The following is a 17,267-nucleotide window of genomic DNA, read 5'->3' on the forward strand; positions in this document are numbered from 1 at the left end:
TCCCCTCGCATACACGGATCCAAGATCGAGTTGGACTCTCACCGCAGAGCTAGGCTTTGCGTCATGGCAAAGGGCGCGGGCCTTGGCGCCCTTTGATCACAGTCTTCACCATCCGGTCTCCAACAACCCGTTCGCATCCCCGAGTTCCGGCGCGGCGGTGGTCGAGGCGGGGCGTGTGCCGTCGATGCGGATCGGCAGGCGGGTGGTCTGCATGGAGACCTCCCCGCGCGAGATCTGTTGTACCATGTCAAGCGTCTGCAGCACGCCGCTGTCGATGACCCCGTCCCAGTCCATCACCGGAGCGGCCCAGATATCGGCCTTGATGAACTGCTCCATCCAATGCGAGGTGCTTGCGGTCTTGAGCCGCGTCGCCAGTCCGGCCTTGATTGCGTCACGCTCGGCAAAGGCATCCCGCGCGGCGATCTCCGGGTCCAGCCCGGTGATCTGCGCCAGCAGGTCCAGCTTGCCCATGGCAATCGCCAGATGCCCGTCCTGAGTCTCGTAAACGCCATACGGCGCGGCGAGGTAGGCGTGGGCGGGGTTGTTGACTGAGCGCGTCGGCGTGCGGTGGCCGTCGTTCAGCCAGGTGGTCAGCAATTCGAATTGCAGATCGGCCAGCACCTCGATCAGGGAGGTTTCTATCCGGCCGCCGATCCCCTTGGTCGCGCGCCTGTAGAGCAGGGCGAGCACACCTTGCGTGAGTGACGCCCCGGCCAGCACATCGGCAATCGGCAGGCCCATGGCCACCGGCCCGTCGTCGCGCGCGCCCGACAGCCACATCACGCCGGACCGCGCCTGCGCCAGCAGATCCTGCCCCGGCAGATCGACCCAAGGCCCGTCCGAGCCATAGCCGGTCACGGTGCCATAGACGACGGTGGGATTGACCGCTTTCACCGCATCATAGCCAAAACCCAGCCGTTCCATCACGCCGGGGCGGAAGTTCTGCAAGACGACGTCCGCCTCGCGCACCAGCGTCCAGAGTTTCTCCCGGTCGGCGTCGGATTTCAGATCGACCGCCAGCGAGCGCTTGTTGCGGTTGATGGCGTGGAAGATGGTGCTTTCGCCGCCGATCTTCGTATCCGTCAGGTAGAGATAACGCGACAGGTCGCCCATGCCGCTGCGCTCGACCTTGACCACATCCGCGCCCATGTCGGCGAGCTTCAGCGCGCAGTAGGGGCCGGCGAGGAATTGCGAGAAATCAAGGACTTTCAGCCCGTCCAGGGGCAGTATCTCGGTCATGCGTCGAAACTTTCGCTGAAGCGGGTTTGCAGGGCGTCGAGCGCGGCGTCCTGCGTCGTCTTGCCGGTGAGCGCGTCGAGCAGGATGTGTGAGGCCTCCTCCTGAAACCCCATGTAGCCCTTGTGGCGGGGCCGGAGCCAGGCGGCCTCATGGCTCATCCGGGTCTGGTGATAGGCGTTGCCAACCGGGGTGTTGACCTGCTGATCCGCCCAGGCGACGGCGTTGCCGGGCTGGCCGTTGTTGGCGGTGTAGAGACCGCGCTGGACCTCTGCTGACGCGACCCAAAGCGCGAATTCAGTGCAGATCTCCGGGTGTTTTGTCCGTGCGGAAACCGCAAGCCCGGTGCCGCCAAGCGCGGAGCCGAGCGGGCCGGACATGCCTTCTGCCGGGATGTCGTGATAGGCGATCATATGCGGGCGGTATCCGTTCTTCGCGTAGGGCGCGTAGAGATAGGTCAAGGGGATCAGCGCAAAGCGATCGCCTTCGGCCAGCGCATCGAGCGCGGCAATCGGATCCATGCCGTGGCAGGCCGGATCGACCAGATCCGCCAGCGCCTGCATCACGTCAAGGATCCGTTTGGCCGCGCCCCGATCAAGCGGCAGATCGCGGGTCACGGGAAAGGCGCTGCCGGTATTGGCGATCAAGGTGAAGAAGGACATGAGCACATGCGGTGGCCGGAGGGGCCAGAGGACGCGGCCGTCCTGCGCTTCGCGCATCACCTCGGCAAGCCGCGCGGCAGGCGCGGGGCGCAGGTCGGGGCGGATCGCCTGTACCTGACAGGCGGCATCGACCGGGAGCGCCCATTGATGCCCGGCATAGAAGTAGCTGTGGTAGCTTTTTCCCACCGTCTCCGCCGCAAGCCTTGCCAGGGCGGCGGGGGCGGCATGGGTGTCGATGGGCAGCAGGCAGCCGTCCGCGACAACGTCGCCCACGTGCGGATGGTCGATGATCATCAGATCGTAGGCTTGGGCGAGCTCTTCCACCGGCGTGCTTTCAAACCCCTGAAGCGAGCGTTTGTCCCAAGTGATGGTGACGGACGGATGGCGCTTTTGAAAGGCGGCGCTTGCGGCGACGAGCGGATCATAGCCGCGCGGGTCGGACCACGTCATGCCCTTGAGTACACAGGTTTGGGACAATTTTTCCTCCTCTTTGCATCAGAATAGCGCGCGCTATTCACAAGTAAAAGAAGATTTTATATTTAATGACATCATGCGGAGCGTTGTTGTCAGCCCCCGGGCACAGCGCCTATAAACGCCGGACCGCAACGGCAGGCCACAGTCCGGGGATCCGATGAGCACCAACACCGAAGACCAGACAGACGACGAGAAGTACCGCGCTCCCGCGCTGTCCAAGGGGCTGGATATCCTTGAACTTCTTGCCTCCGAGGCGGACGGGCGGACGCAGGTGGACATCGCCAAGCAGCTTGGCCGCACCACCTCCGAGATTTTTAGGATGCTGATGGTGCTGCGCCAGCGTGGCTATGTCGAGTTGAACGACGAGGATGACCGCTATCACCTGACGACCAAGATGTTCGAGGTGGCGCATCGCCATCCGCCGATCCGGCGTCTGACCTCGATTGCGGGGGATGCCATGCAGCGGCTCGCGGACCAGGTGAACCAATCGATGCACCTCGGCATCATCCATTCGGGTCGCGTGCTGGTCATCGCGCAGGTCGATTGCCCGGACAACAACATAACCGCCGTCCGGCTCGGAGCGCATATCCCGATCTTCGACACCGCGTCGGGCCGCGTGCTGGCTGCGTGGAAAGATCCCGGGGCGTTGGAGGCCCTTTTCACGGAGACCGGGCGCGAGCCGGTGGAAAAGTACGAGTCGTTCGTCCGGGATCTGCCAGCGGTGCGCGAAAAGGGCTACTGCGAGTCGCCCTCGCTGACCATCGCGGGCGTGCAGAACATTTCGGTCCCCGTGTTCGATTTCTCCGGCAAGGTCACAGCGGCGATCACCATCCCCTTCATTCACCGCCTGACCGGCACGACCATCGCTACGGCAGATGAATGCCGCGACAAGCTCGTGGCGCTCGGAGCGGATATCTCGCGCAGGCTGGGGGCCGGGGCGCGCTGAGGGCTCAATTCAGCAGGCCCGCAAAGCGCGGCAGCCACAGGCTTAGCGACGGTATGAAGGTTATGACCATCAGGAGGGTGACCAGTACGCCGATGAACAGCCAGATCTCGCGGATCATCTCACCCAGCGGAATGCCGTTCAGCGCCTTGATGATGAACAGCAGGATGCCATAGGGCGGCGTGATCAGGCCAATCATCATGTTGAAGACGATCACGATGCCAAAGTGATGCAGGTCAATGCCGAGCGCGGCGGCTGTCGGGATGAACAGCGGCGTGATCACAAGCATGATCGTCGAGACATCGAGAAAGCACCCAAGCAGCAGGTAGAGCACGTTGATCATCAAGAAGAACAGCACCACGTTCAGCTCGAACTGGTCGAAGAACAGGAAAACCGCCTGCGGGATGCGTTCGACGGTGACGACATAGTTGAAGATGAACGCACCGCAGAGCACGATGGTGACAACGGCCGTGGTGCGCACCGTGGCGAGCACCACCTCGATGAACGAGCGCAGCGTCAGCGACCGGTAGGCAAAGATCGCCAGAAGCAGCGCGTAGAAGGCCGAAACGGCGGCGGCCTCGGTTGGGGTGAAGGCGCCGGAGTAAATGCCGCCGAGCAAGATGACGGGCATCATCAACGGCGGCAGGGCGCGTAGCACGATCATCGGGATCGCGCGGAACGGGATGGCCTCTTCGACGGGAAAACCGCGCTTTTTTGCCACCACGCCGACCACGATGCCCAGCGTCACGACGACCATCAGCGCCGGGACGACCCCGCCGAGGAACAGCGCCCCGACGGAGGTCGACGAGATCAGCGCATAGAACACCATCGGGATCGACGGAGGAAAGATCGGTCCGACGACGGAGGAGGTGGCGGTCACGGCCCCGGCAAAGCCGCGCGGATAGCGGTCGCCCTCGATCATCATGTTGGTCAGGATCTTGCCCACGCCGGCCACGTCCGACACGGCACTGCCGCTCATCCCCGAGAACAGCAGGCTGGTGAAGATGTTCACCTGTGCCAGGCCTCCGGGTAGCCGCCCGACCATCGCCAGCGCGAATTTGAGCAGCCGGTCGGAGATCTGCGAGGCATTCATGATGTTGGCGGCAAAGATGAACAGCGGCACGGCGAGCGCGACGAAATTGCCGAACACGCCGTTGAGCACCATTTCCGCCGCAAGTCCCACATCCCGTCCGCTCAGGATCAGGTAGAAGATCGACGAGACGATCATCGAGATGCCAAGCGGCATGCCCATGACAGTGGTGCCGACGAGGATGACGATCATCAGCGGAAGCGCGATGGTGACGAACATGGTGGTCTTTCTGTTCTCAGATCTGGTCGCGCCAGTTCGGGCGGAACAATTCGGCCAGCCGCCACGCGGACTGGACGGCGAAGGCGGTCACGAACAGGATGTAGCAGCCGTAGATCCAGTGCATCTGAATGCGCAGGACCGGTGATTTCTTGCGGGTCAGGAAGTCGAGATAGTCCCACGTGTAGGGCACCAGCCAGACGAAGGCGACGACGATGGCCGCGAGGGTCACCATGCAAAAGCCGCGCCGGGTCTGCGGGCTGACCACGTCATAGACCACGTCGAAGGACACGTGATCGCGCACCGGCACCATGAAGGCGGCGGCCCAGAACACGGTCCAGATGAAGCAGATCATCACGAATTCCTCGGTCCAGGCCAGCGGATCGTTCAGCACGTAGCGCCAGAAGACCTGCGCGATGAAACCGCAGAAGGCCGCGAGGAAGAGCAGGACGCCGACGGTGTCGGCGCCCCGCTTCAGCCAGGACACTGCCCTGGCCAGTCCGGTGTTGGCTGTGTCAGCCATGCGGTATCAGTTTCCGGCCAGTGCGTTGATCTTCTCGACCCAGCCCTCGGGCCAGTCCGCCGCGCGATCGGAGTTCATGTAGGTCTCCTGCACATGGTTGCGGAAGGCGTCCAGGTCCGGCGTCGTGACCGTCAGGCCCTGCTCCTCGAAGAAGGCGACAAGTCGGTCTTCCTCGGCATAGCGGCGCGTGTTGTTCCAGTCACAGGCGGCCTGAGCGGCCTCGACCATATGGGTCTGCTGGCTTTCGTCCAGCTGCTCCCAGGTCTGTGAATTGACCACCATCGGCAGCCCGTCGACCAGGTGGCTGGTCAGGGTGATCTGCTGCGTCACCTCGTAGAACTTTGCCGCCTCGACGGTTGGCAGGGGGTTGTCCTGTGCATCGACGGTTCCGGTCTGCAGGCCGAGATAGACCTCCGAGAAGGGCAGCGGCGTCGGGTTTGCACCAAGCGCCTTGCCAAGGAACAGCCAGGCGTCGGAGCCAGGCATGCGCAGCTTCAGGCCGGCGAGATCCTCGGGCGTCTGCACGTCCATGGCGCTGCGCAGGTTGAGCTGACGTGTCCCGAGATAGCAGACCGACAGCAGCTCGATGCCCATCTCGTCGCGGACGGTTTGTTTGAACTCGGCGCCGATGTCGCTCTGCATGAAGGCGCGGTAGTGATCGGCGTTCTGGAACAGGTAGCCCGCAGTCAACAGGCCGAACTGCGGGATCGCATCGGCAATCAGCTGGAACGAGACATAGGCCATCTCGGCATTGCCGCGCTGGAGCGCGTCGAGATCGCCGTTTTGGCCAAAGAGCGAGCCGGAATCGTAGAGCTGGATGTCGAAGCTGTCCGGCTCCAGCGATTCCAGTGTCTCCTTGAAGACGCCCATGGCCTGTGTGTGCAGATCCGTCGGCACCGACACGGTGGTGAACTTCACCTCGATCGGGTCTTGTGCCAGCGCCACGCCTGCGCTGAGCGCGACGGCGGACACGGCAGACAAGGCGAGTGTCTTAAATCTATAGGTGTTCATGGGGCTCCTCCCTCCAAAAGAATGTCTGCGAAACCGGTGCGACGTGCGGCACTCCCATACCTGACGGACCGATTTGACAGAACGACCTTGCATGAACTGGTTTCTAATGTAAACACTAATGGTATATTTGATTGCACATCTGATTGTATCAGTTGTTGCACATGGGGAGGACACCATGACGGGCAAGGCCGACATGAGCGGAATCGTCTGCGCGGCGGTGACGCCGGTAGACGCGAATTACCAGATCGATGTGGATTTGCTGGCCCGGCATTGCCAGCGGGTGATGGCGGCGGGATGCAGGTACGTGTCAGTCTTTGGCACCACCGGGGAGGGGGCGTCGTTTTCCTCGGCGCAGAAGATTGCGGCGCTGGACGGGCTGATCAGGGCGGGGGTGCCAGCGGATCGCCTGATACCGGCGATCATGACGCCGGTTCTTTCTGAAGCGGCCGACATGCTGGGTGCAATCGAGCGCGCCGGCTGTCGTGCCGCGCTGGTCTTGCCGCCTTTCTTCTATTCAGCCCCCGGCGACGCGGGGATTGTCGCCTTTTTCGAGGCGCTTCTGGCGCGCGCCGGATCGACCGGGCTCGACCTGCTGCTCTACAATATCCCGCAGTTTTCGCGTATCGCCTATACGCCGTCGTTGATCTCCGCGCTGCTGGCGCGATTTGGCGCGCGGATTGCCGGGGTCAAGGATTCCACCGGGGATCTGCAGAACGGTCTGGCGCTGATCGAGGCCTTTCCGGAACTTGCCATCTTTACCGGGGACGACCGGGTGATGCCGCCGTTGCGGCTGAAGGGGGGCGCGGGCATGATTGGCGGAATGCCAAACCTCTTTGCCGCCGACGCGGTGCAGGTTCTGGCGGCTCCGGATGGCGCGGATACCGCGACATTGCGCGCGTATGCGGCGCGCCGGATCGAGGCCGTGGACGGCAATGGCGGCCTGCCCGTGATCAAGGCGATGCTCGCGCGGGAGACTGGAGAGCCCGGCTGGACACGGGCAGTGCCGCCGCTCGGATCGCTTCCGGAGGCCGTGGAGACACGGGTTCTCGCCGCGCTGGCGGAAACCGGATACGCTCCGGACACCGCAGCCTGACCGCCACGAGACCGGAGAACCCTATGACCGCCGCCGCCGACCGCACCGCCCTGACGCCTGCCGAAACGCCGCTCAAGAAAGCGGCCTATGACCGTTTCAAGCAAGCGTTGCTGCAGGGGCGGTTGCGGCCCGGTCAGGTGGTCTCGCAGAAAGAGCTGGTCGCGCTTCTGGACATGTCGGTGGGGGCTCTGCGCGAGCTGTTGCCACGGCTGGAGGCAGAAGGGCTGCTGCACGTCATGCCAAAGCGCGGGATACAGATCACCAGCATCGACCTGCCGATGATTCGTGATGCCTTTCAGATGCGCATGGCGCTGGAGCGCGAGGCGGTGCTTTCTGCCATTCGCAAGATGCCGGATGCGGTGCTGGAGGCTGAAGAGCGCAGGCATCGCGAGATCCTGGACCAGCTGACCGCGCTTGGCGATCCGCCGCCGGCCTTTTTCGATGCGGGGCAGGATGTGGACAGCGCGTTCCATGACAGGCTCATTACCGATACGGGCAACGACCTGATGATCCAGGCATACAACGTCAACACCATCCGCATTCGCCTGATCAAGCTGGATCGCATTCGCCTGACTAGGCTGACGCTGCCGTCGGCCTTTGCCGATCATCTCGCGGTGATTGCGGCGCTCAAGGCAAGGGATGCCGCAGCGGCAATCCTTGCCATCGAAACCCACGTCCGCAACGCCCGCGATCGGGCAATTGAATTGTGATCCAATGACTACACTGACGCCGACACGTCTGCGCTGCGACTATCTGGCCGCCCCTTGCGGGCTGACCACGGCGCGCCCCCGGTTTTCCTGGGCTTTGGAGGGCGTCGGGGATCAGGCCGGGTATGACATCTGTGCCGGGCGCGACCGGGCAGCGGTGGCAAAGGGGCAGGGCGATCTGTGGCAGAGCGGCTGGACGGCGCGCGATGAGACGCAGTGGATCCGATGGGGCGAGGCGCCGTTGACATCGGACCTGCGGTTCTGGTGGTCGGTCCGGGTGCGGCGCGCGGATGGTGCGGTCTCGGACTGGGCCGATCCGGCGCCGGTGATGACCGGATTGCTGCATGCCGAAGACTGGTCGGCGCAATGGATTGCGCGCTATTTTGTTCTGCCCGCCGGGCGGGAGACGCCGTCGGACAATCTCTATGACAACCCGTGGCAGGCGCGGCCCGCCGATTATCTGCGCCGCGAGTTCACGCTGGAGGCCGCGCCGGTGCGGGCGACGGCCTATGTCTCGGCTCTGGGCCTGTACGAATTGCACCTCAACGGGCAGCGCGTCGGGGATGAGGTCATGGCACCGGGCTGGACCGATTATCACCAGCGCGCGCTGTATCAAGCGCATGACGTCACCGACCTGATGCAGCCCGGCGCGAATGCGATTGGCGCAATCCTTGGGGAAGGGTGGTATTCGGGCCGTGTCGGCCACAATCAGCGCCGCGCCGGAAACCACTACGGCGGGCGGCCGGGTTTGCTTTGCCAGATCCACGTTGACTATGCAGATGGGCGGCGTGATCGCATCGTGACGGACGCGCATTGGCGCACCGCGCAGGGCCCGATCCGCTACAGCGATTTCCTGATGGGCGAACATTACGATGCCCTTCTGGAGCAGTACGGCTGGGCCAGCCCCGGCTTCGACGACAGCGGATGGCAGCCGGTGGAGGTCTATGAGCCGGACCCGGCGGCGCCGGCCCTGACGGCCATGAAGTCCCCTCCAGTGCGGGAAACGGTGCGCCTCGAAGGCCAGTGCATGCATGCGCGCGGCGGCGAATGGATCTTTGACTTCGGGCAGAACATCGCCGGCTATGTGGAAATGGAGATCCGGGGCGCGCAGGCCGGGGATCGGTTCACGCTGCGCCATGCGGAAATCCTCGATGCGGATGGCGGCCTTTATACCGCAAACTTGCGGCACGCGGTGTGCACCGACCACTATACCGCCAAGGGGGCGGCGCGCGAGACGGTCAAGCCGAGCTTTACCTTTCACGGCTTTCGCTTTGCCGCGCTCTCGCTGCCGGTGGGCCTGTCGCCTGAGGACGTGCGGCTGACCGCGATCGCGATCCAGTCGGACCTTGAGACGACCGGCGCGATCGAGACCGGCAGCCCGTTGGTCAATCAGCTTCTGTCGAACATCGCGTGGAGCCAGCGGGGCAATTTTCTGTCGGTGCCGACCGATTGCCCGCAGCGGGACGAGCGCTATGGCTGGAGCGCGGATGCGCAGGTTTTCTGGCGCACGGCAGGGTTCGTCATGGACACCAGCGGCTTTTTTGCAAAGTGGCTCGACGATATTCTCGATGCGCAGTTGGCTGACGGTGCGTTCACGGATGTCGCGCCATCGAAACCGCTCAACCCCTACCGGCTGACCGGGCAGCCCGGCGCGCCGGGCTGGGGCGATGGGCCGGTCATCATGTGCTGGCAGCATTGGCTGCGTCATGGTGATCTGGAGCTTCTGGAACAGGCATGGCCCGCGCTTAGCCGATGGGCCACCTATATCGCCGAGGCCAACCCGACGTTTCTGCGGGTCAATCGCGTTCACAACAATTACGGCGACTGGCTCAACGTTGGCCCGGCCTCGGATCGCACGATGGTTGCCACGGCGTATTGGGCGCATGTGGCGGATCTCCTGGCGCGCATGGCGCAGACGCTGGGGCGGCAGGCCGAGGCCCGCCAGCACCGCGACACCGCCGCCCGCGTGCGCGCCGCTTTCCTTGACGCCTTCGTCGCGGGGGATGGCCGGATCACGGGCGACACGCAGACGGCCTATCTACTGGCCCTGGATTTCGACCTGCTGCCCCCGGCGCTGCGCCATGCCGCGCGTGATCACCTGCTGCGCACGCTCGATTCGGCGGATGGGCACCTGCAGACAGGATTTCTCGGGGTCAGACATTTGTGCCGGGTGCTCGCGGACAATGGCGCGGCAGAGTACGCTTACCGCCTGCTGCTCAAGGAAACCTACCCCAGTTGGGGCTTCAGCATTCGCCATGGCGCCACGACGATCTGGGAGCGTTGGGACGGGTGGACCCCGGAGCAGGGGTTCCAGAGCGCCAATATGAACTCGTTCAACCACTATGCCTATGGCAGCGTCGGGGAATGGCTTTATGCGCGGATGGCCGGGCTCGACTGGGACGAGGCGGCACCCGGGTTCCGGGCGGCGCGGCTGCGCCCGTTGTTCGATCGGCGTGTCGCCCCGGTCCGCGCGCAGTACACCGCCCCCACCGGCACCTATCGCAGCGCATGGGACATCGACGGGGAGGCCGTCCGCTGGACGGTGGAGATCCCGCCCAATTGCACCGGAACCGCCGAACTGGCCCAGCCCGCAAGTTCGGTCAAGGTCCTTGGCACCAAACCCGAGGCGCATGGCTCAGGCTGCCGTTTCACGCTTGGGTCGGGCCGCCACGAGATTGTCATAACGCCTTGGGAGGGGCCGACATGAAAGACGCAGAGACACCCACGCAGCCCATGCTGCATATGATCGGCAATGCCCACCTTGATCCTGTCTGGCTCTGGCGTTGGCAGGAGGGCTGCGCGGAAGCGATCGGAACCTGCTGGGCCGCGATAGACCGGCTGGAAGAGGGGGAGGGTTTCATCTTTTCCAAGGGCGAGGCGCATATCTATGCCTGGATCGAGGAGATGGACCCGGAGTTGTTCGCGCGCATCCGCCATTACATCGCCGCGCGTCGCTGGATCGTGGTGAATGGCTGGTGGATTCAGCCCGATTGCAACGTGCCGTCGGGCGAAAGCGTCATCCGGCAGGCGCTCTATGGCAAACGCTATTTCCGGCAGAAATTCGGCATCGAGGTGCCCACCGGCTACAATGTCGACAGCTTTGGACACCCCGGCACCTTTCCCATGCTGCTGCGCCACACCGGATCGACCAGCTATACCTTCATGCGCCCCAATGCCTCCGAATTGGATCTGCCGGGCGAGATTTTCCGCTGGCAGTCTCCGGATGGCTCGGAGGTGACGGCCTTCCGTATTCAGGGGGCCTACAACACCTCGAAGCGGGAAATGCCGCTGCCGGAAAAAACCGATCTGCACTACGAAAAAATTCGCACGGCGGGGCATCCTTTCATGTGTTTCTACGGTGTCGGCAACCACGGCGGCGCGCCGACGAAGGCCAACATCGACGAGATCGAACGCCGGATCACGGCGGGCGAACGGCTGACGTTTTCGGATCCGGAACGCTTTTTCGATGAGGTGGAGGGGGGCGATTGGCCGGTCTTCAACGATGAGCTGCAATTCCATGCGGTTGGCTGCTATGCCGTCGCCTCGGCGCTCAAGACGCTGAATCGCAAGGCGGAAAGCCTGCTGGAACAAGCCGAGGCGGCGGCCACGCTGGCCACGCGCGAGGTCGGCGTTCCCTATCCGCGCGCGCGCTTCGAGCAGCTTTGGCGTGTGCTGCTGTTCAACCAGTTCCACGACACGCTTGGCGGAACCAGCCTCGAATCCGCCTGCATCGATTCCGAGCGCGAGCTGGGCGGGGTGATCCATGGTGCCGAGCTGGAACTCAACGCCGCAATCCGGCATCTGGCCCGGACAATCGCCCCGTCGCCATATCCCGAAGATGCGACCATGCTGCTGGTCAATACCAATGGGCAGGACGCGCGCTGTCTGATGGAGGCAGAGCCGTGGGTGGACAAGGATATCGTTTCGAAACGTATTGTCGTGGACGAAGAGGGCACCGCCGTTCCGTTTCAATACGCCGATCCGCATGGCAAGACGACCGGCCTGCAGCGCATTGCCTTTCCGCTCGAAATCCCCGCCTACGGCTGGCGTATGCTGCGCTTTGCAGTTGATGAGCGCGGGGTTCAGGCGCCGCCTGTCGGCTTTGGCCAGCCGGTGCAGCAGCGGCACTTTGCAACCGATGGTTACGCTCTGGAGATCGACGACAACGGGGCAATTGCCTCGCTGCGAGATTGCGCGGGACAGGAGATTTTCACAGCGCCCGGGCATCGCGCGATCCTCGTGGAGGACCTGTCGGACACATGGGGCCACGGTGGGAAATCCTTCGGGCTGACGGGAGAGGCCATGGCGCTGGAGCGTATCTGCCTTATCGAGGATGGCCCGGTGCGCAAGGTCATCGAAGTGACCTGCAGCGCAGGCGCGTCTCGAATGACCACGAGCATCGTCCTGCCCGCGGATGGCAGCCTGCCGGTGGAGCTTCGGGTTCATCTGGACTGGCGCGAGCAGCACACGCTGTTGCGGCTGGCCTATCCGCTCGCGGCCGATACGATGGAATGCGAGGTGCCGGGCGGCTGGGCTGCGCGTCCAATGGACGGGCGCGAAGTGCCCGCGTTGCGCTGGATCCGCGCCACCGGGCCGCAGCGCGAAGTCGCGTTGATCAACGATTCCAAGTATTCCTTCGCGGGCAAGGACGGCACGGTCTACATGACCGCCGTGCGTGCGCCGGTCTTTGCCCATCACGACCCGATCCCGATCGAGCCGGGCGCACGCTATCGCTATATGGATCAGGGGGAGCAGGCCTTTACCATCTGGATCCGCGCCGGGACGCAGGTGAGCCGCAAGGACGCCGTGGCGCTGGCCGATACGCTGAACAAGCCGCTTGTGGTCACGCCCCATGTCGCCCGCGTTGGCACTGCCGGACCCCGTGGGCAATGGATGCCCGTGAGGGCGGAGACGGCACATGTCTCGACGCTCAAGATGGCGGAGGAGCGCGACATGCCGGTATTGCGGGTGTGCGATCTGGACGGTAAAGGCGGCACGCTTCGGGTGAGCGATCAGAGCGCCGCGCTCCGGCCCCGGTCCATCGCGACGGTCGGGCTTGGCGATGCAGGGCTTGTTCAACTGGACGGGCTGGAGCGGGAGGTTTGAAGAACAGGTGATCGCCTGAGTGCGCCCGGCATGGGCCTCAGGTTTTGGTCACGGGCTCCGACGCGGTGCTGTCATCGCCAAACAGGGGCCCGACACCGAACTCCGAGATCTGGCCTGCCCTGTCCCGCAGAAGAAACAGAACGTCCAGCCCACGCTGCGCCGCGAGGTCAGCGCCTTGCTGTGCCCCGAGCACCATGAGGGCGCTGGCCCAGGCGTCGGCCTGCGCGCAGGTGCGGGCCACAACGGTCACGGAGGCGGGGGCGGCGATCAGCGGCGCGCCGCGCCTTGGGTCCATGGTGTGCGCCAGGCGCCGTCCCTGAACCTCAACCCAATGACGGTAATCGCCCGAAGTCGCCACGGCGGCATTTTCGAGCGCGAGGATGGCCTGCGGCGTCCGGCGGTCCGGGTCCGGCGCTTCCACCGCGATGGTCCAGGCGTCGCCATCGGGGCGCAGACCAAAGGCGCGCATTTCGCCATCAATCCCGACAAGCCCGTCAGCGATCCCGAAGGTCTGCAGTGTCTCGGCCAGCCGGTCCACGCCATATCCTTTGGCAATGCCATTCAGATCGAGCGTGATTGGCGCGGATTTGCGGACCCGGCGGTCGCCAAGCTCAAGCGCCTTGAAGGCGGGCACGCGGGCGGCGCTCATGGCCGTGCGAATGGCCTCTTGTGCCGCGCCTGTTGGTCCAAATCCCCAGGCCGTCACCGCGTCGCCCATGCCGATGTCGAAGGCGCCGCCCGAGGCGCGGCCGATCTCCAGTCCGAGGCGCAGAACCTCCTGCATCTGCGCCGGAACCGCGATCCAGACATCCAGCGGCGCCGCGTTGATCCGCATCAGATCGCTGTCTTCGCGCCAGGTGGACATTTGCGCATCGATCTCTTCGACGGCGCATTGCAAGGCTTTGCGCAGCGGGTCCGGGTCCCAATCCGGCGCGGCGAAAAAGAGCGCCGACCAGCGCGTGCCCATCGTTGGCCCGTTCAGCGCGAAGCGCTTTGACTCAGTAGACATCTTCGACATAACGTCCCTCGGCTTTCAACGTTGCGGGTGTCAGCCCGGTCGGAGCGAGAATCTCGGCCAGCGCTTCGCTCACCCCCGCAGCCATATCACGGCCCCCGCAGACCATGACGCGGGCGCCGTCTCGGATCAGCTGTGCAACCTGTGCCGCGTCACCCCGCAGCGCGTCCTGCACATAATGCGGCCGGGACGCGCGTGACACGGCGGTGACAAGGCGGGTCAGTTTTCCGTCCGCCCGCCAGTCCGGCATCTCCGTGTCGTAGAAGAAATCACTTTCCGGGTCGCGCATCCCGAAAAAGAGATGGATCGGTCGTCTGCTGCTGTTGCGGCGGATAAAGCCGGCGAGGGGGGCGATCCCGGTCCCGGCTCCGATCAGGATCAGCGGGGCGCGGCCGCGTCCGGGCCGGAACCCGGGATTGCTGCGGAGGAAGGCGGTGACGGTATCGCCCGGGGCCAGCGCGGTCAGTTGGCACGAGGCAAGTCCGCCGGGTTGCCGTCTTACGACGATTTCCAAAAAGCCGTCGCGGCGGGCGGAGGCGAGGGAATACAGGCGCGCCACAGGGCTGCCGTTTGGCAGGATACCGATCAGATCGCCGGCTTTGAATCGGGCAAATCCGGTCCCCGTCAGGCGTTGCCATCGCGTAACCTTCGGCAAGGCAAAACGCAGGATCGCGGTCGGGGCCTGCACCTCTGCGCCGTAGTCGCGCCGTGACAGAAGAGTGAGCGCCTGTGTCGCCGGAAGAACCGGCCGGTGTGACAGGTCGAGATCAAGGTCGAGGGCCTGACCCAGCGCCCGGCCCCAGCGGGCAAAATCCTGTGGCGACTGGCGGTCAACCGTATCGAAGGGCAGAAGTGCGGGCCAGCCTTTCTCCCTGGCAGTCTGGTCCACGGCTTTGGCAAAAGCGCAATAGGCCGGGAAGCTGCGATCGCCAAAGCCCAGGACAGCAAGCCGTGCTTCCGGGAGGGGCGCGCGTTCTGACAGTAGTTCGAGAAACCCCTTGGCCGAGGCGGGGGCCGCGCCGTCACCGTAGGTCGCGGCCAGCACCAGGACTTGTCTGGCCCGCGTGTAGCGGTGCGGCGCAAAGCCCGACATTGCGCCGACATGCACCCTGTGCCCCGCCTGTGTCAGAGCCGCATGCAGCGTGGCGGCAAAACCCCAGGTGCTGCCGGTCTCGCTGCCGACGAGCACGATTGTCTCGGCGCGCGCTGCAGGTTGGTTGCCGGGAATGCGGGGCCGATTGCGCTGTCCTGCGTACCAGATCAGCACGCCGGTTGCGCCCATCGCCGGTATGCCGAGCGCCATAAGCCCGAGCAGAAGACCGAGCGCGGCGGCGCCCTGTCCGGTGTGGAGCATGTAGATGGTTTCCGAAACGCGCTGCCATCCGGTCTGATCGGCCCAAGCCAACTGCGCGCCGGTGCCTTGGTCAAGGTATCCGGTCCCGCGATCGGTTGTCAGCGTGAAAACGTCCGAGGCGTCTCCGGGGTAGGGGAAATTCAGTGTGCGAAGCTCCGCGACGGGCGTCTGTTGCAGGAGGGCGATTTGACCGGGTGCGGCGCCGGTCTGCCCGCTGACTTCGGTTGGAAACGCGGACGAGGCGCCGCCATCCGGGAGCAGATCGAAGGTCGATGCAGTCATCCACAGGGCCGTGGCGGACGACAAGGCAAGGCCGATCACGGTGATCCGGGCGATTTCAACGTGGATGCGGCCCGCGAGAGGCCCGCGCAGGCGCGCGAACCACTGCCGCCATCCGCCGACCCGCCGCAGGACCAGGGCCGTGCCGGTGAAGGTCAGGAGCAGCATCGCGGCGGCCCCGGCGGCCATGGCGAGACGCCCGCCATCTCCGAGAAACAGTGAGCGATGCAAGCGCGTCAGCCAGCGTTGGACTTGATTGGGATCGGCAGAGGCGACACCCGCGCCGGTGGCCGGGTCGATCACGGCGGCGCCGGGCGTGTCCTGATCGAACCAATAGGCCACGATCCGACCCGACGGTGCGCGGCGGATTTGTTCGACGCCTGGATAGACGCTCTGGATGCGGTCTGCCAGACGCGCGACCGACAGGTCGGCCTCTGCCTGCGGCGCGGTCAGGCGCTCGGCTGCGGGAAAGACCGACAGCGCCGCGCCGCTCAGCGACAACACTGTCAGCAGCGCGAGGGCCAGCAGGCCGGGCCAGCGGTGAAATGCACGGATCATGCCCTGTGCCTCCTTACATGTCGTAGGCAAAGCTCGCGATGTAGCGGCGACCGCGCACCGGGGTCCCGGCCCCTTGGGTTGTCAGTGGCACCGCGATCTCGTTCGGGCTGTCGCGCATGTCTTCGACAGCGGCGTCGACATGCAGCGTGTATCCCGCGTCAAAAAGCGCATCCGCCAGATCAAGCGTGATCGTGAGCGAACGGCCCGCGCCCACGCTCGCTCCGGTGATGCCGTTGATCTGTGCCGTGTCGCCGCCCGTGGCGCGGTACCAGTCGGTCAGGTGCTTGTAGTATTTGGATTTTCCACCGGCCATCCAGAGGCTGCCGACATAGGTTCCGGCAGGGTCGGTGACATAGAGAGCAAGATAGGCGCCATCGCCGCCGTAGGCGTTCATTGTCGTGGTAAGCGTCACGGGCCGCGCCATGGCAAGACCGGGGAGCGTCAACGCGGTGGTGACGGCAAGCGTCGCGAGAAGGGTTTTCATTGCAGGGAAACTCCGAAAGTGAGGGAAGGCAGAGGGAGCGGCGCAGGCATCCGCGCCGCGCTTGAGCCATCTTTCAGTTCATCTGAACCTTGGGTGGGGCGCCATTGCCGAACAGCCCGTTCGCAGGCGGTGCGACCGCACCGGCAGGGGCCGGATTGCGGCCAGCATCGCGGCACCCGTCATCCTCATCGTCATCCTCATCGTCGCAATCGTCATCATCATCGTCGTCGTCGTGCCCACGCCGCGTGCCTTGGCGGTGATCATCATCGTCATCGCCGCTGATACGCAGCAGGTGCAGGGGGTGCGCGTCCTCTTCGAAGAGCGTGGAAATCGAACCAAGGACGCCGTTGGCCGGAGCGTGGATCGCGCTCCAGGCCGGGACGCCGATAGCGGCGGTCAGGGCCGAGGTGGTGACAAGAAAGGTCAGGGTCTTTCGCATGGCAGGGTCTCCTTTTGCGTCTGCTGTCATCAACATCGGGGGCGGACCTGAGGGTTTCCTGACGTTCGAGCATTTCG

14 protein-coding genes are annotated in these 17,267 nt (G+C 64.7%); 5 read left to right on the forward strand and 9 right to left on the reverse strand.

All coding sequences use genetic code 11. From position 1 onward, the window contains the following. Positions 1 to 105 precede the first annotated feature (105 nt). Complete coding sequence (locus ACN2XU_RS14935; RefSeq protein ID WP_419411256.1) at positions 106 to 1,239, reverse strand: CaiB/BaiF CoA transferase family protein; 1,134 nt, start codon at positions 1,237 to 1,239, stop codon at positions 106 to 108. Further along, positions 1,236 to 2,375 (reverse strand): extracellular solute-binding protein, encoded by a 1,140-nt coding sequence (locus tag ACN2XU_RS14940; RefSeq protein ID WP_419411257.1) that lies wholly within the window; start codon positions 2,373 to 2,375, stop codon positions 1,236 to 1,238. The genes ACN2XU_RS14935 and ACN2XU_RS14940 overlap by 4 nt, the downstream gene beginning before the upstream one ends. A gap of 154 nt (positions 2,376 to 2,529) precedes the next feature. On the opposite strand from ACN2XU_RS14940, the gene ACN2XU_RS14945 reads away from it, so the two are divergent. Continuing rightward, positions 2,530 to 3,318 (forward strand): IclR family transcriptional regulator, encoded by a 789-nt coding sequence (locus tag ACN2XU_RS14945; protein WP_419411258.1) that lies wholly within the window; start codon positions 2,530 to 2,532, stop codon positions 3,316 to 3,318. A 4-nt stretch (positions 3,319 to 3,322) separates the two neighbouring features. Here ACN2XU_RS14945 and ACN2XU_RS14950 read toward each other — a convergent pair whose 3' ends face one another. Genes ACN2XU_RS14950 through ACN2XU_RS14960 form a run of 3 tightly spaced genes read right to left on the reverse strand, consistent with a single transcriptional unit; the run spans position 3,323 to position 6,155 of the window. Next, positions 3,323 to 4,624 carry a TRAP transporter large permease gene (locus ACN2XU_RS14950; protein WP_419411259.1) on the reverse strand — a complete coding sequence of 434 codons (1,302 nt, stop codon included), beginning with the start codon at positions 4,622 to 4,624 and terminating at the stop codon, positions 3,323 to 3,325. Between the two features lie 16 nt (positions 4,625 to 4,640). Beyond that, positions 4,641 to 5,144 carry a TRAP transporter small permease gene (locus ACN2XU_RS14955; RefSeq protein WP_419411260.1) on the reverse strand — a complete coding sequence of 168 codons (504 nt, stop codon included), beginning with the start codon at positions 5,142 to 5,144 and terminating at the stop codon, positions 4,641 to 4,643. 6 nt (positions 5,145 to 5,150) lie between these two features. Then, positions 5,151 to 6,155 carry a sialic acid TRAP transporter substrate-binding protein SiaP gene (locus ACN2XU_RS14960; protein ID WP_419411261.1) on the reverse strand — a complete coding sequence of 335 codons (1,005 nt, stop codon included), beginning with the start codon at positions 6,153 to 6,155 and terminating at the stop codon, positions 5,151 to 5,153. Between the two features lie 175 nt (positions 6,156 to 6,330). Here ACN2XU_RS14960 and ACN2XU_RS14965 point away from each other — a divergent pair, with 175 nt between their 5' ends. The 4 genes from ACN2XU_RS14965 to ACN2XU_RS14980 are packed head-to-tail and all read left to right on the forward strand — an operon-like array spanning position 6,331 to position 13,061. Further along, positions 6,331 to 7,248 carry a dihydrodipicolinate synthase family protein gene (locus ACN2XU_RS14965; RefSeq protein ID WP_419411262.1) on the forward strand — a complete coding sequence of 306 codons (918 nt, stop codon included), beginning with the start codon at positions 6,331 to 6,333 and terminating at the stop codon, positions 7,246 to 7,248. Between the two features lie 23 nt (positions 7,249 to 7,271). Then, positions 7,272 to 7,958 (forward strand): GntR family transcriptional regulator, encoded by a 687-nt coding sequence (locus tag ACN2XU_RS14970; RefSeq protein ID WP_419411263.1) that lies wholly within the window; start codon positions 7,272 to 7,274, stop codon positions 7,956 to 7,958. 4 nt (positions 7,959 to 7,962) lie between these two features. Continuing rightward, positions 7,963 to 10,662 (forward strand): family 78 glycoside hydrolase catalytic domain, encoded by a 2,700-nt coding sequence (locus ACN2XU_RS14975; RefSeq protein ID WP_419411264.1) that lies wholly within the window; start codon positions 7,963 to 7,965, stop codon positions 10,660 to 10,662. Continuing rightward, positions 10,659 to 13,061, forward strand: a complete 2,403-nt coding sequence (locus ACN2XU_RS14980; protein WP_419411265.1) for a glycoside hydrolase family 38 N-terminal domain-containing protein — start codon at positions 10,659 to 10,661, stop codon at positions 13,059 to 13,061. The genes ACN2XU_RS14975 and ACN2XU_RS14980 overlap by 4 nt, the downstream gene beginning before the upstream one ends. Positions 13,062 to 13,098: 37 nt before the next feature. Here ACN2XU_RS14980 and ACN2XU_RS14985 read toward each other — a convergent pair whose 3' ends face one another. The 4 genes from ACN2XU_RS14985 to ACN2XU_RS15000 all read right to left on the reverse strand — a co-directional run bounded on the left by ACN2XU_RS14985 (position 13,099) and on the right by ACN2XU_RS15000 (position 17,190). After that, entirely contained in the window at positions 13,099 to 14,079 is a 981-nt protein-coding gene (locus tag ACN2XU_RS14985) for an FAD:protein FMN transferase (protein WP_419411266.1), read from the reverse strand. Then, the gene (locus tag ACN2XU_RS14990; RefSeq protein WP_419411267.1) at positions 14,060 to 16,267 is read right to left on the reverse strand and encodes a PepSY domain-containing protein; all 2,208 of its coding nucleotides are present in this window, start codon (positions 16,265 to 16,267) and stop codon (positions 14,060 to 14,062) included. The genes ACN2XU_RS14985 and ACN2XU_RS14990 overlap by 20 nt, the downstream gene beginning before the upstream one ends. Positions 16,268 to 16,280: 13 nt before the next feature. After that, positions 16,281 to 16,751 (reverse strand): DUF2271 domain-containing protein, encoded by a 471-nt coding sequence (locus ACN2XU_RS14995; protein ID WP_419411268.1) that lies wholly within the window; start codon positions 16,749 to 16,751, stop codon positions 16,281 to 16,283. 73 nt (positions 16,752 to 16,824) lie between these two features. After that, positions 16,825 to 17,190, reverse strand: a complete 366-nt coding sequence (locus ACN2XU_RS15000) for a hypothetical protein (protein ID WP_419411269.1) — start codon at positions 17,188 to 17,190, stop codon at positions 16,825 to 16,827. Positions 17,191 to 17,267 lie beyond the last annotated feature (77 nt).

Origin of the sequence: Pacificoceanicola niger, assembly GCF_048553275.1 — a bacterium.
Lineage (GTDB): Bacteria > Pseudomonadota > Alphaproteobacteria > Rhodobacterales > Rhodobacteraceae > Pacificoceanicola.